This is a genomic window from Rhizobium sp. SG_E_25_P2, from assembly GCF_029892285.1.
Classification (GTDB): Bacteria; Pseudomonadota; Alphaproteobacteria; order Rhizobiales; family Rhizobiaceae; genus Rhizobium_E.
In genome coordinates this window covers 170,688-184,608 of the sequence record NZ_JARXVM010000006.1, presented here as the reverse complement: position 1 = coordinate 184,608, position 13,921 = coordinate 170,688, and the positions used below count along the sequence as shown (strand labels likewise).

Below are 13,921 nucleotides of genomic sequence, written 5' to 3'. Positions count from 1 at the left end.
TCCGGCGCCAACAGAAGAGAGGAAGTCTCATGTTTGATCTTTCCGGCCGCAAGGCGTTGGTGACCGGCGCTTCGGGCGGCATCGGCGAGGAAATCGCCCGCGCGCTCTATGCCCAGGGCGCGATCGTCGGCCTGCACGGCACCCGCCGCGAAAAGCTCGAGGCGCTCGCCGCCGAGCTTGGCGAGCGCGCCCATATCTTCACGGCGAACCTCAGCGACCGCGCCTCGATCAAGCCGTTTGCGGCCGAAGTCGAAGCTGGCCTTGGCGGCGTCGATATCCTGGTCAACAATGCCGGCATCACCCGCGACGGGTTGATGATGCGCATGAGCGATGACGATTGGGACGCGGTGATCGCGGTGAACCTGACCGCCGCCTTCACGCTGACCCGCGAATTGACCAGCCCGATGCTGAAGCGCCGCTATGGCCGCGTCATCAATATCAGCTCGGTTGTCGGAACCACTGGCAATCCTGGCCAGGCAAATTATTGCGCCTCCAAGGCCGGCATGGAAGGCTTCACCAAGTCCTTCGCCGCCGAAGTGGCGAGCCGCAACATCACCGCCAATTGCATCTCGCCGGGCTTCATCGAAAGCGCCATGACCGAAAAGCTGAACGAAAAACAGCAGGAAGTCATTTCCGCCAAGATCCCGATGAAGCGGATGGGCAAGGGCGCGGAGATTGCCGCAGCGGTTGTGTTCCTCGCATCCAGCGAGGCGTCCTACGTCACCGGCCAGACCATTCACGTCAATGGCGGCATGGCGATGATCTGAGAATGGAGGATGCGCCGCAAGCACCGTCGCAAGCCCTTGATATTGGGTGTTGAACAGGCGCGGGCGGCTCATTTTCTGGCTTTGCGCGGGAATTAAACCGTGTTAAGCCGCAAGAGACTGAGTGCAGTCCTTGTTTGCCAAGTCCGCGATAAAATCGGTTTAGACCGGGTTTGGGCGCGGACGGCTGAACGGAGCCGCTAAAGACCCGACAAGGGCGCGTGGTTCTAAAATGGTTAACGGCGTCATAACGGCGCACGAAATGAACGAAGGTCGAGGAATCCGACATGAGCGATATCGCTGAACGCGTGAAGAAAATTGTGATTGACCATCTCGGCGTCGAAGCCGAAAAGGTCACCGAAGCCGCCAGCTTCATCGACGACCTGGGCGCCGACTCGCTCGACACCGTCGAACTCGTCATGGCCTTCGAAGAAGAATTCGGCGTGGAAATCCCCGATGACGCCGCCGATTCGATCCTGACTGTCGGCGACGCCGTCAAGTTCATCGAAAAGGCTCAGGCTTAAGCCTCATCGAGTTGAGCGCTTGCCGCCGCGGTTCGGGCCGCCCGGCAAGCGTTTTTTGTATTGTGCAAGGATAAAAGCATAGGGTGGAGGGCAAACCATGAGACGTGTCGTGATAACGGGTCTCGGCATGGTGACCCCGCTCGGCTGTGGCGTGGACGTCACCTGGGCGAACCTGCTCGCTAGCAAAAACGGCGCGCGCAAGGTCACTGAATTCGAAGTCGAGGATCTGCCGGCCAAGATCGCCTGCAGGGTTCCGCTTGGCGATTACAAGGACGGCGCGTTTAATCCCGACCAATGGATGGAGCCGAAAGAGCAGCGCAAAGTCGATCCGTTCATCGTCTATGGCATGGCCGCCGCCGATATCGCATTGGCGGACGCGGGCTGGAAGCCCGAGACGGATGAAGACCAGATTCAGACCGGCGTGCTGATCGGCTCGGGCATCGGGGGTGTCGAAGGCATCGTCGAAGCCGGCTATACGTTGCGCGACAAAGGTCCGCGACGCGTTTCTCCCTTTTTCATTCCCGGACGACTGATCAATCTGGTTTCCGGACAGGTGTCGATCCGCCACAAACTGCGCGGTCCGAACCACTCGGTCGTCACCGCCTGCTCGACCGGCGCGCACGCCATCGGCGACGCCGCCCGTCTGATTGGCCTCGGCGATGCGGATGTGATGGTGGCCGGCGGCACGGAATCGCCTGTCAGCCGCATTTCGCTGGCCGGCTTCGCCGCCTGCAAGGCGCTGTCTACAGCCTATAATGACGAGCCGCAGCGGGCCTCGCGCCCCTATGACAAGGACCGCGATGGTTTTGTCATGGGCGAAGGCGCCGGCATCGTCGTTCTCGAAGAGCTCGAGCATGCCTTGGCGCGCGGCGCCAAGATCTATGCCGAAGTCGTGGGTTACGGCCTGTCGGGCGACGCCTTCCACATCACGGCTCCGTCGGAAAACGGCGAGGGCGCCGAACGCTGCATGCGCATGGCGCTGAAGCGGGCCGGACTCGAACCCTCCGACCTCGATTACATTAACGCGCATGGCACCTCGACCATGGCCGACACGATCGAACTGGGCGCCGTCGAGCGTCTGCTCGGCGATGCCGCGGCGAATGTGTCGATGTCGTCCACGAAATCCGCCACGGGCCATCTCCTGGGCGCAGCCGGCGCCATCGAGGCGATTTTCGCGACGCTCGCCATTCGCGACAATATCGCGCCGCCGACGCTGAACCTCGACAACCCCGAGGTGGAAACGCAGGTGGACCTGGTGCCGAAAGTGGCGCGCAAGCGCAAAATCGATGTGGCTTTGTCTAACTCTTTCGGCTTCGGCGGCACCAATGCGTCGCTGGTGCTGAAGCGCTACACAGCCTGACGCCCCCGTGGCTCCGCTTGCGCGGGGCCGCCGCATGACTTTCCTGTTTCTGCCGCAATGCCGCTTTAGATAAAGCCGGTTCTGCGTCGTGAATCAGCATTCGAGGACTTCAGGTGACCGAACCCAACCAGACAACCAATGGTCAGTTTGGCCGCCAGGACAATGGCGAGGCAGGCGGGCGTTTTATTCCACAGTCGCCCAACGAGGCGCTCAGGCCAGAAAAGGTGCCGTCGCCGCCGAAGCGTTCGCGTGAAGCCCGCAGTCAATTGGTGATCTTCCTCAATTTCGTCATGAGCATGATCACATTGGCGACCATCGGCGCGGTGGCTCTGGTGTACTACGCGTTCCACGAATATCAGGCGCCGGGCCCGCTCGAAACCAACACCACATTTCTGGTGCGCGAAGGCGCGGGCGTGAAGGAAATCGCCAGCGCCCTGGAGCGCCGCAACATCATCTCGCAGGCGCGGATCTTCTCGAGCGTCACCAGTTTCCTCGGCGCGGGCGAGGCCATGCGCCACGGTGAATATGAGGTCAAGGCCGGCGCCTCGATGGAAGAAGTGATGGAGCTGTTCCGCTCCGGCAAGTCGATCCAGTATTCGATCACCTTCCCGGAAGGCCTGACCGTCAAGCAGATCTTCAAGCGTCTCGCCGCCGATCCTGTGCTGGAAGGCGAATTGCCGGTGGATCTGCCGCCGGAAGGCAGCCTCAGGCCCGACACTTACAAATTCACCCGCGGCAGCGACCGCAAGGCGATCGTCGAGCAGATGCAGGCGAGCCAAGCAAAGCTCATCGACCAGGTCTGGAACCACCGCGACAGCGATCTGCCGATCGACAGCAAGGAGCAGTTGCTTGTTCTCGCGTCGATCGTCGAAAAGGAAACCGGCAAGCCCGACGAGCGACCGCAGGTCGCCTCGGTCTTCCTCAATCGCTTGCGCAAGAATATGCGGCTGCAGTCGGACCCGACGATCATCTATGGCGTCTATGGCGGCGACGGCAAACCGGCCGACAAGCCGATCACCCAGTCCGACAAGACCAAGGAAACGCCCTATAACACCTATGTGATCAAGGGGCTGCCGCCGACGCCGATCGCCAATCCCGGTCGCGCCGCGCTTGAAGCCGTCGCCAATCCCTCCAAGACGGATTATCTCTATTTCGTCGCTGATGGCACCGGCGGCCATGCCTTCGCCAAGACGCTCGACGACCACAACGCCAATGTGCGCCGCTGGCGGCAGATCGAAGCGGAGGCGGCCAAGCAGAAGGCGGACGCCGGCAGCGAGACCGATGCGGCGCAGGACGCCAACTGAGCAGGGCAGGGGCTATAAGAACATGACATTGCAATCCATGACCGGCTTTGCCCGGTTGGATGGACAGATCGGTCGTTACCAATGGGCGTGGGAACTGCGCTCGGTCAATGGCAAGGGTCTGGATGTGCGACTGCGTCTGCCGCCCGGCACTGACAGGCTGGAAGCGGAGGTGCGCCGTCGTCTGGGGCAGGTGTTTGCACGCGGCAATATCCAGGCGTCGCTGTCGCTGCAGGCCGGCGTCGGTCGAGTTGAAGCGGTGATCAATGACGCTGCGCTCGACGCCGTCATGGCGCTTCGCCAACGCTTGGGCGACCGCATTGATCCCGCCCCGCTCAAGCTCGACACCCTGCTATCGATCCGAGGCGTGGTTGATTTCAAGGAAGAAGCGGAAGGTGACGGCGAAGCCGAAGCGCTCGACCGGGCCGTGCTTGACGGCCTGGACAAGGCTGCCGCCTCGATGAAGTCGATGCGCCAAGGCGAAGGCGAGGCGCTCGGATTCGTGCTCGGCGGCCAGATCGACGTGGTCGAACAACTGGCTCTCGTCGTCGAACTCGATCCTTCGCGCAGCCCGGATCAGATCCGCGCCCGGCTCGAAGGTCAGATCGCGACTTTGTTGGAAAGCCCGCAAGGCTTTGATCGCGATCGGCTTTACGCCGAAGTCGCGTTGATGGCGACAAAGGCCGATATCCGCGAAGAGATCGACAGGCTCAAGGCGCATGTCGCCGCCGCGCGCGATCTTCTCGCCAAGGGCGGGCCGGTGGGGCGCAAGCTCGATTTCATCGCCCAAGAATTCAATCGCGAATCGAACACGATCTGTTCTAAATCCAACAGCGCGGCGGTCACGGCGGCAGGCATAGAGCTGAAAGTGGTGATCGATCAATTCCGCGAGCAAGTCCAGAATCTGGAGTGATAGATGGCCAAGACTGCCGGCAAGGTCGTCAATATTGCACGACGCGGTTTGATGCTCGTGATTTCCTCTCCCTCCGGCGCCGGTAAATCCACCATCGCCCGCAATGTGCTGGAAGCCGATCCGACCATGTCGATGTCGGTGAGCGTCACGACGCGTCAGCGCCGCCCCTCCGAGATCGAGGGCGTGCATTACCACTTCATCAGCCATAAGGAATTCGAACGGCTGAAGCAGAGCGACTCGCTGCTGGAATGGGCGGAAGTGCACGGCAATTTCTACGGCACGCCGCGCGAGGCGGCCGAAAACGCCATGGCCGAGGGCCGCGACATGCTGTTCGACATCGACTGGCAGGGCGCGCAGCAATTGCAGGAGAAGATGCCGGCCGACGTCGTGTCGATCTTCATCCTGCCGCCGACCATGGACGAGTTGCAGAGCCGCCTCAATCGTCGCGCCGAGGACAGCGCCGAGGTCATCGCCACGCGATTGGCCAATGCCCGCGCCGAAATCGCCCATTGGCGCGAATATGATTATGTCGTGGTCAATGACGACCTCAACCGCGCGTTCACCTCGGTCAAGGCGATCGTCGAGGCCGAACGGCTCCGCCGCGACCGCAGGCACGGATTGTTCGATTTCGTGCAGACTTTGGTGGAATGATCTGAGGGCCGCGATGCGGCCCTTGGCTTTTTCAGCTTACAGCAGATTGGCGATCGCGCAGAATTCCTCGACGCTCAGCGTCTCGGCGCGGCGTGAGGAGTCGATGCCGGCCTTCTGGAGCAGCGCCTCGCCGCCGAGCGGTTTCAGGCTCTGGCGCAGCATCTTGCGGCGCTGGCCGAAGGCGGCGGCGGTGACTTTTTCAAGTTTGGCGAGTTCACAAGGAATGGTCTTCTTGCGCGGCTCAAGATGCACCACGGTGGAAGTGACTTTCGGCGGCGGCGAGAACACCTGCGGCGGCAGGTCGAACATCATCTCGCAATAGGTCAGCCAGCCGCAGAGCACGCCGAGACGGCCGTAGTGATCGTCATCCGGCCCCGCCACAATGCGTTCGCCGACTTCCTTCTGGAACATCAGCGTCAGCGACGTCCACACCGGCGGCCAGCCTGATGTCAGCCAGTTAACCAGCAATTGCGTGCCGATATTATAGGGCAGATTGGCCACGACCTTCAGCGCCAGGCCGTCTTCGGCGAACTGGGCGATATCGGTCTCCAGCGCGTCGCCCGAGACCACGGTCAGTCGTCCAGGGTAATGAGCGGCGATCTCGGCGAGCGCCGGCAGGCAGCGTTCGTCGCGCTCCACGGCCACCACCTTGCGGGCGCCCAGCGCGAGCAGCGCGCGGGTGAGGCCGCCGGGGCCAGGACCGATCTCCACCACCACGGCGTCGTCGAGCTTGCCCGCAGTGCGGGCGACCTTCTGGGTGATGTTGAGATCGAGCAGAAAGTTCTGGCCGAGCGCCTTCTTGGCGTCCAAGCCGTGGCGCGCGATCACGTCGCGCAGCGGCGGCAATCCATCAAGCGCGGCCATGGTCATGTCCTTCGGCGGCCATGTCCGCTGCCATGCGCAGGGCTGCGATCAGGCTGGACGCCCGCGCCTTGCCGGTTCCAGCCAGAGAAAAGGCCGTGCCGTGGTCGGGCGAGGTGCGGATGAAGGGCAGGCCGAGCGTGACGTTGACGCCATCGTCGAAGCCGAGCGCCTTGGCCGGGATCAACGCCTGATCGTGATACATGCAGATCGCCACGTCGTAAGTCTCGCGCGCCGCCTTGTGGAACATCGTGTCGGCGGGCAGGGGGCCGATGACATCGACGCCTTCTGCCCTGAGCCGGGCAATAGCCGGGGCAATGACGGCGGCGTCCTCGGCGCCGAGCGCGCCGTCCTCGCCTGCATGCGGATTGAGGCCCGAAAGCGCAAGACGCGGGCAGGCAATGCCGAAGCGGCTCTGGAGATCACGCGCGGTGATCAACGCGGTCTGATAGACCAGATCTTCCGTCAGCGCGGCGGGCACGTCTTTCAGGGGAATATGGATGGTGACCGGCACCGTGCGCAATTCAGGTCCGGCGATCATCATCACCGGCGTCACGGCGTCGCCCAGCGCTTTGGACGCGAGATCGGCAAGGAATTCGGTATGACCGGGAAAGGCGAAGCCGGCGTCATAGAGCACGGATTTTGCGATCGGACAGGTGACGACGGCGGCGGTGCGGCCAGATAGCGTCAGTTCGACGGCGGCCTCTATGGCGCCGATCGTGCCCGGGGCGCTCAGACTGTCGGGCTTGCCTGCGATGACGTCGCAGCCGGCAGCGACCGGCAGCACCGGCAAGGCTTCATCAAAGATGGCTGCAGCGTCCTCGACGTCACATTCGCGGATTGGCGCGTCTATCCCTAAAAGCGCCGCTCGCGCGGCAAGGACGCCGGGATCGCCGATATAGATGAAGGGGGAGAGGGCAGCGCTCCGACGCTCAAGCCAGGCGGCCAGCGCGATGTCGGGGCCGATGCCGGCGGGATCGCCCTGCGTCAGGGCGAGAAGAGGCGCTCCCGCGTCAGTCATGTCAGCGCAGCTCGATCTGGGCGCGCTTGCGAAGTTCGTCGAGATATTTGACGCTGTTAGGATCCTGGCCCTGCTTTTCGGCCTTTTCGAGATCCTGGGCCTGATAGACGACCTGGGCGGCGAAATCGTCCGACACCTCGCGTTTCTTGCAGACGGCGATATATTCCACGCCGCGATCGGTAACCTGTGGGCGGGTCGTGCCGCCGACGGAGGTTTTCAGCAGATCGTCCTTCCAGGCGGCGGGAAGCTGCGGTTCGAGCACACGGCCGATTTCGCGGATGGAGACATCGTGCAGGCCGGCGGCGAACGCCTTGGCGCCGGCGCAACCCGGATACTGTTTGCGGGAGGCTTCCGCCTCGGATTTGCGCTTGCCGGTGATCTTGCCCTTCTTGGACGCGGGGATCACGAAGATCACCTGCTGAAGGATATATTCATTGGTGACGGGTTTCTTGCCGTTGTCCTTTTGCAGGCGAACGATGAAATCCTGCGCGCTCATCTGGCCGGATGCGCCGTAACGGGAATTTACGGCTCGCGGCCAGCTCATCTGGATGCCGATATAGGATTTGAAATGTTCGGCGGTCACCCCAGCCTTGCTCAGGATCTGGGTGAGCTGCGGGACGGTCATCTTGTTGGAGCCGGCGAAGCGGGCGAAGGCGGCGTCAACGTCATCGGTGCTGACCGAGGCGCCGACACGGATGATCTCGTTGCGCATCAAGGTCTCGTTGACGAGCTCCTCGCGGGCTTTCTGCGCGCCGGCGCCCGGGGCGCGCCGCAAGCGCAGGAAGGCGGCGCGCTTGGCGACGTCGCCATCGGTGATTACGACGCCGTTGACGATCGCGGCGACGCCATCGCCAGCGGCCATCGCGGGTTCAGGCGCCAAAGTCGCCGAAAGGGCGAAAATCACGGCGCCCGCGACCAGCGCACGAAAACGCGTCAACGTCATCATCATCCTCCACCTCTCAAGCCACATGCTCTCGCGGCAATTCCTGCGGGAGGATGGAATTGCACATTCCATGAGGCAAAACAATGTCAATTGAACTTCGGAGCGTTGGAATCGCCGACATTGATGTCGCCAAGCGTCCGGAAACTAAGCCGCGCGCCGATCGACCAGTCATTCGCGGACTTGTCATCGGGGTCGCGCGTCTGGCTAAAGCCGATTTCGAACACGGTGCAGCTGTCGTCATAGGAGAAGCCGAACGTATTGCGGCTCATCACATTGGCCTTCAGGTCCCAGGTCGCCGAGCCGTAGACGGACCAGAAGTCCTTGAGCTTGACGGCCGTGGTCGACTGGATCTCCTGGCCTTCGGTGGGATAGCCGTATTTCGGTTGCGCCGCGATCTGGGTGTAGGTCAACTCGGTCTGCAGCTTTTTGCTGTTATAGCCGAGCGTCGAATCCGTGCGCTGGATTTCAAAGCTCTTCTGGTCGAAACGGCCGCCGAAGGAAGCTGTCACGCCCATCGGAGCCGCCACGCCGACGGAGCCGACGAGGTCGGATGCGCGCGTCTCCAGCCCGGAATTCGCGCCGGCGTTGACGAGGTCATCGGCCGCGAAGGAATTCTTGCCGGCCAACTGATAGGATTGTCCGAACACGCCGCGGAACACATAGCCGCTGTCGAGCGTTCCGGTGTAGCGCAGACCGTAATTGGCGCGCGTGCCGCCTTCGACCCGGTCGAAGCCCGAGAATTTGTCACGCTCAAACAGGTTGGAGGCGTCGAACACGAAGCTCTGCGAGTCTTCATTCGGCAGTCGTCCAGCAAGCCGCTCGTCCGGACGCGCATAGACTTGCGCGATCGGTTCGAAAACATGGCTGGCATTGGCGGTGGTCACCAGCACCGGATAGCGTGCTTCGATGCCCGCTGTCAGCATGGAGCGGCCGGCGTCCGAGCCATCGTAGTAATTATAACTCGACGGAACACTGTTGGTGTCGAGATAGAAGCCATCGCCGCGCGCCGCTAGAAGCGGGGTCAGCAACAGTCCGCCGGGAACCACGAAGGTGCGCTTCCATTCCGCCTCGGTGGTGAAGCGGTTCGATGTGCCCGCGATGCCCTGGAACCGGTCCGGAACATCGATGCCGTCAAGCCTTCTCACCCGGTCGGTGGTGGTGCGAGTCAGGCTCTGGAAGTTGACGGTCGACGACAATTGACCACCCAGAATCGGTTCAGGGTGAATGTAGGTGTAGTCGACCACAGGATGGACGACCGCCTGCTTCTTCTCTTCATTGCTGTCCGGATCCGCGTCCTGGACGTCAAAATAGAAGGAGCGCATGTCAAACGAGTTTCGCCGTCCCAGCCCAGACAGGTAGACCTGGTTGGTATGCGTCGTTTCATCGGCGTCGAACAGCGAGTAGGTGCGGGCGAAATTGTTGTCGGACTGGACCAACGCGTCCCAGCCGAAGGCCCAGCGCGGATTGATCTTGAAATCGGCCTTGGAGGACACCGCGTACCGCGTTTTCTCCTCGGCGTCGCTGGTGCCGTCTGTGAAGCGGCCATTGTCCATCTGGTTGATGCCGGCGATATGCAGCGTGTGCAGGCCATATTTGAACTGGTTGCGAACTTCAGCGTCCAGCAACGCGCCCTGGGCGGTGTAGCCCGTGACAGTCAGCGTCGCATCCATATGCGGCGTGATCGTCTGGTAATAGGGGATGGACATGCCGAAGCCGAGATTCTGCGACGTGCTCATCCGCGGGAACAGGAAACCGGATTTGCGCTTCACCGTCGGATCGGGCAATTCGAGCACCGGCGCCCAGGCAATCGGCCTGCCGAACAATTCAAATTGGGCGTTTTCCAATCGAACCGTATGCGTCTTTCCGTTCTGGATGACGCGTTCGGCTTTGACCTGCCAGAGCGGCGGCTTTTCCGGGTGATCCTTGCAGGGCTGGCAGGCGGTGTAGACGCCTTTTTCCAAAACCAGTTCGTCCGCGTTGATCCGGCGGCCCTTGCGCGCGACGAGGCGCGTGTCATCCGTCGTTTCAATGCGAATCGTATCGATGAAGCCGTTGGCGAAATCGTCGGTGACATCAAGCTTGTCGGCATAGACGCGATTGCCGGTCGGCTCGATCATCTCGATGTCGCCGATCGCCACGACGCGCGCGGTCTTCTGATCATATTCAACGCGCTTGGCGACCAGCTTGTAGCCGCCGTAATCGATCTGCACGCCGCCGACCGCCACCACCTTGTTCAGGTCGCGGTCGTAAATCAACTGATTTGCGGTCAAGAGAAGAGGCTTCTTGTCCTCTTCCGGCGATTGCGCATAGGCAGGGGCCGCCGCCGGCAAGCCAAAGCACAGGCTCGCCACTCCGGACAGAAGGGCTGCTCCCAACCAACGCATAACCTTGCGGTCGACTGCCGCCACTAACCATCCTCCTGATGCAACAAAAGCGTCGTTCCGAGAAACAGCGCGACAACTACTGGAATCCAGGCCGCCACGAATGGCGGCACGACTCCGCTGCTTCCAAACGCCTTTACCAGCACGGTGACGACATAAAGCACGAAGCCTGCCATCACGCCACCGAAAATCATGCTCTGGCTTTGGTTAAACCTAGAGAATTTCAATGAAACTGTTGCCGAAATGAGCGTCATCGCCACCATTAGAAATGGCAGGGAAAGCAGGGAGTGGAACTGAGTTTCCAACGCATTGGTTGAGACGCCGAATGAGCGCGCCGCCGCGATCTGGTGCGGAAGCCCAAGAAAACTAACGGTTTCCGGACGCGCCATGCGCTGCTGGATGAATTCCTGTTTCAAATTGGTGCTGACGCGCGCCGTTTCGAGAACAACCGGTATTTGCCCTGGCCGCGTTTCCGAAACCTTGTTTAGAAGCCAGTAACCATCTTTCAATCTTGCGCTCGCCGCGTCCTGCCTGAGCACGATTCGCCGCCCGGCGCCGAAATGGATGAAGACGGGATCGATGAGCAGCGTGCCGCGTTCTTCCACCGTTAGCGCGCCGATGATCACGTCGTCGCTGGCGGTGATCTGGCGGAGCCAGGGGATGATCTGGGTCTTGCGGTTGAGATGCTTGGCGGCCTTGGCGGCGGATTCGATATCCTCGGCCATGCGCATTCCGGCCGCCGCGATCGGGTTGAGGGCGAAGATTGCCAGCAGGCCGGTGACGAGCGCGCCGGTCACGAACGGCGTCATGAATTGCCAGACCGAAACGCCGGCGGCGCGCGTCACAACCATTTCCTGGCGGCGGTTGAGCGCCACGAGCGTGGTTATTCCAGCAAGCAGCATTACAAAGGGAATGGTTTGCTGTAGGATAGAGGGAACGCGGATCAGAGTGAGAAACAGCGCATCGAGCAGCGTAAAGCCCGGCACGGCGCCCCTCAAGCCGGAATTCTCCACGAAATCCAGCAGGAAAATCAAGGCGGCTATACCAAGCAGAAACCACATGATGGTCGTCAGATGCCGCCGGAGGAAATAGCGAAACAGTGTGCCTGTCATCATGAGGATATTCCCTCTGCGTCGTCAGAGCGGAGACGGCGGCGAATGATCGTTTCGCAGCGGTCGACCAGCGAGCCGCGCCTGCCCAGCCTCTGGCCGGAACGAAGGATCACCAGGATAAGGATGAGGGTGATTGAGCCTGTGAACGCATAGAGCGGCCAGGGTTCCTCGCCGTTTTCGATGCGATTGGCGAAATAGAAGGCTCCCCAGCGGAAAGCGAAGGCGAAGATAAGCGCCGGCAGGAGTGGATGAACCTTTCGCTCCCGATGAGAATGGGCGCTGCCCGCCAAGGCCAGCGCCATCAAGGCGAATGTGATCGGGAAAAACCAGTCCGTGAGCCTCCGGTGCAATTCGGCGCGGTAACTCAGAGGATCGTCCTTGTAGTCGGCGTCGTTGGCATCGGGCTTCAGCAGGAAGGGAAGGTCGCGGTCCGCAGCCCTCAGTTTGGCTTCGCCCTTGGATTCCGACAGGTCTGACAGATCGAAGGAATAGGAATCGAAGTGAATGATCGAGACGCCGCCGGTGGGCGCTTTGCGATGGATTTCGCCGTCTTTCATGATCAGCGTGCCGCCGTTCGGATCAACAGCGCCTTCGCGGGCGTAATACAGCATCTCATAGCGTGGATCGCGGGAATCCGCCACGAACAGGCCGCGCAGCACCCGTCCCTTCACCCGCTCGGAAATCTGAACATACAGGCCGTCGTCGATCTTGCGGAATGCTTTTTCCTCGATCACCGACGACAACAGGTCGGCATAGGTGGCGGCGATCGTCTTGCGCATGCCGATTCGCGTGACCGGTTCGACGAAATTGTCGATCGAGAAGGACACCAGACAAAGAAGCGATGTCAGCACCAAAACCGGCCGATACAGATATCGCCTCGGCGTTCCGGCGGCGTCGAGCACCGGCAATTCCGAATCGCTGTTCATCGCGTGGAACGTCTGCGCCACCCCGATGATCACGGCAAAAGGCAGCACCAACGGGATGATGTTGGGCAGGATATAGGATGCGAGCAGGGCAAACGAGCCGATCGACTGGCCGCTATCGGTGACCAGATTGATGCGGCCGAGCACCTGTGTGGCCCAGATGATGGCCAAAACGGGCGCCAGCGCGGACAGGAACATCCGAAACACTCGCCCGAAGATGTAGGTCTCGATCAGATACATCCAGGTTCCGCAGGACTGTTTTTATGGGCTCCACGCGGACCCCGGCCCAGCGATTTCGCACTTTTGATAGGGACGATCAAGTCCGGCTTTTGATCACTTGCATGAGAGCGCCTTTGAGAGGGGCGGCGCAGAGCATCATCAGAGGCAGGGAAACGGCGCCGGCGAGCCAACCGAGCAGCGCGTCCGACAGGTAGTGTCCACCCATTGCAACTCGAAGAACGGGCGTGACGGCGGCGGCGGCGATCAGGATGCGGCTGAGCACGGGGCGCCGCGCCTGAAGAATGACGGCGACCCCGAGGAGCCAGCCGGCGGCGGCGGCCTCGCCGGAGATGAAGGAACAGTTGCCGGTGCAGGCGCCGCTGAAATCAGCCACCGACGCGAAATTCAGGTCGCCGCCGAACAGATGCGTTTCATAGGGGCGAGGGCGACCGGAATATTCTTTGAAAATTCCGTTCACCACGCCGATCGGCACGACCAGATAGGCGATGATCGCCAGCGCCTCCAAACGAAAGCCGCGACAGAGCCAGGGCGGCGTGATTGCCCAGCGATAGATCATGTCGAGCGCGAGGAAAGCGACGACGAGTGGCGGCAAAAAGAAGAGAATCTTTCGAATCGCCATCACGCGCAGGTCGACTTGGGCTGGAAAGCCGGGACAGTAACGGCCCTGTGCGGCCAGGTCGCCGACGGCGTAGGCATGGCAAAAGAGCTTCGCCGTCGCCAGATCCAATCCGGGGAACGCCTGAAAAACGCCAAGCGTCACCGTGGACGCCACCATGGCGAGCAAGGTGTAGGGCAAAGCCATTCTTTCGTATTCCGCAATGATCATCATTCGTCGATCCTGTCAGCGGTGTCGAAAATCAATAAATTTGATAACACGAATATGACAGGCTTTGCAGGCTTGAGCTTGCATTGCGCCCTGCGTTGTCC

The 13,921-nt window shown here is 61.5% G+C and carries 13 protein-coding genes; 6 read left to right on the top strand and 7 right to left on the bottom strand.

Annotated features, from left to right (window positions below):
• Positions 1-29 precede the first annotated feature (29 nt).
• The 6 genes from fabG (at position 30) to gmk (ending at position 5,513) form a co-directional block, all read left to right on the top strand.
• Positions 30-767 carry a 3-oxoacyl-[acyl-carrier-protein] reductase gene (gene fabG, locus M2360_RS11000; protein ID WP_280775169.1) on the top strand — a complete coding sequence of 246 codons (738 nt, stop codon included), beginning with the start codon at positions 30-32 and terminating at the stop codon, positions 765-767.
• Between the two features lie 284 nt (positions 768-1,051).
• Positions 1,052-1,288, top strand: a complete 237-nt coding sequence (locus M2360_RS10995; RefSeq protein ID WP_137153999.1) for an acyl carrier protein — start codon at positions 1,052-1,054, stop codon at positions 1,286-1,288.
• Positions 1,289-1,385: 97 nt separating this feature from the next.
• Entirely contained in the window at positions 1,386-2,648 is a 1,263-nt protein-coding gene (fabF, locus tag M2360_RS10990; RefSeq protein WP_280775168.1) for a beta-ketoacyl-ACP synthase II, read from the top strand.
• Positions 2,649-2,761: 113 nt separating this feature from the next.
• Positions 2,762-3,952: an endolytic transglycosylase MltG gene (gene mltG, locus M2360_RS10985; RefSeq protein WP_280775167.1), complete on the top strand. Its 1,191-nt coding sequence runs from the start codon at positions 2,762-2,764 to the stop codon at positions 3,950-3,952.
• A 22-nt stretch (positions 3,953-3,974) separates the two neighbouring features.
• Positions 3,975-4,862 (top strand): YicC/YloC family endoribonuclease, encoded by an 888-nt coding sequence (locus M2360_RS10980; RefSeq protein ID WP_280775166.1) that lies wholly within the window; start codon positions 3,975-3,977, stop codon positions 4,860-4,862.
• 3 nt (positions 4,863-4,865) lie between these two features.
• A complete protein-coding gene (gene gmk / locus M2360_RS10975; protein WP_280775165.1) occupies positions 4,866-5,513 on the top strand; it encodes a guanylate kinase in 648 nt (215 codons plus the stop codon).
• A 36-nt stretch (positions 5,514-5,549) separates the two neighbouring features.
• Here gmk and rsmA read toward each other — a convergent pair whose 3' ends face one another.
• From rsmA to M2360_RS10940, 7 genes are all read right to left on the bottom strand, one after another.
• Entirely contained in the window at positions 5,550-6,377 is an 828-nt protein-coding gene (rsmA, locus tag M2360_RS10970) for a 16S rRNA (adenine(1518)-N(6)/adenine(1519)-N(6))-dimethyltransferase RsmA (protein ID WP_280775164.1), read from the bottom strand.
• Entirely contained in the window at positions 6,364-7,395 is a 1,032-nt protein-coding gene (gene pdxA / locus M2360_RS10965) for a 4-hydroxythreonine-4-phosphate dehydrogenase PdxA (protein ID WP_280775163.1), read from the bottom strand. The genes rsmA and pdxA overlap by 14 nt, the downstream gene beginning before the upstream one ends.
• Position 7,396: 1 nt before the next feature.
• Positions 7,397-8,344, bottom strand: a complete 948-nt coding sequence (locus tag M2360_RS10960) for a peptidylprolyl isomerase (protein ID WP_280775162.1) — start codon at positions 8,342-8,344, stop codon at positions 7,397-7,399.
• Between the two features lie 80 nt (positions 8,345-8,424).
• Positions 8,425-10,722, bottom strand: a complete 2,298-nt coding sequence (locus tag M2360_RS10955) for an LPS-assembly protein LptD (RefSeq protein ID WP_280775243.1) — start codon at positions 10,720-10,722, stop codon at positions 8,425-8,427.
• Between the two features lie 23 nt (positions 10,723-10,745).
• A complete protein-coding gene (gene lptG, locus M2360_RS10950) occupies positions 10,746-11,834 on the bottom strand; it encodes an LPS export ABC transporter permease LptG (RefSeq protein ID WP_280775161.1) in 1,089 nt (362 codons plus the stop codon).
• Positions 11,831-12,994, bottom strand: a complete 1,164-nt coding sequence (locus M2360_RS10945) for an LptF/LptG family permease (RefSeq protein ID WP_280775160.1) — start codon at positions 12,992-12,994, stop codon at positions 11,831-11,833. Before M2360_RS10945 ends, lptG begins: the two co-directional genes overlap by 4 nt.
• 76 nt (positions 12,995-13,070) lie before the next feature.
• Positions 13,071-13,823: a phosphatase PAP2 family protein gene (locus M2360_RS10940; RefSeq protein WP_280775159.1), complete on the bottom strand. Its 753-nt coding sequence runs from the start codon at positions 13,821-13,823 to the stop codon at positions 13,071-13,073.
• Positions 13,824-13,921: the final 98 nt, after the last annotated feature.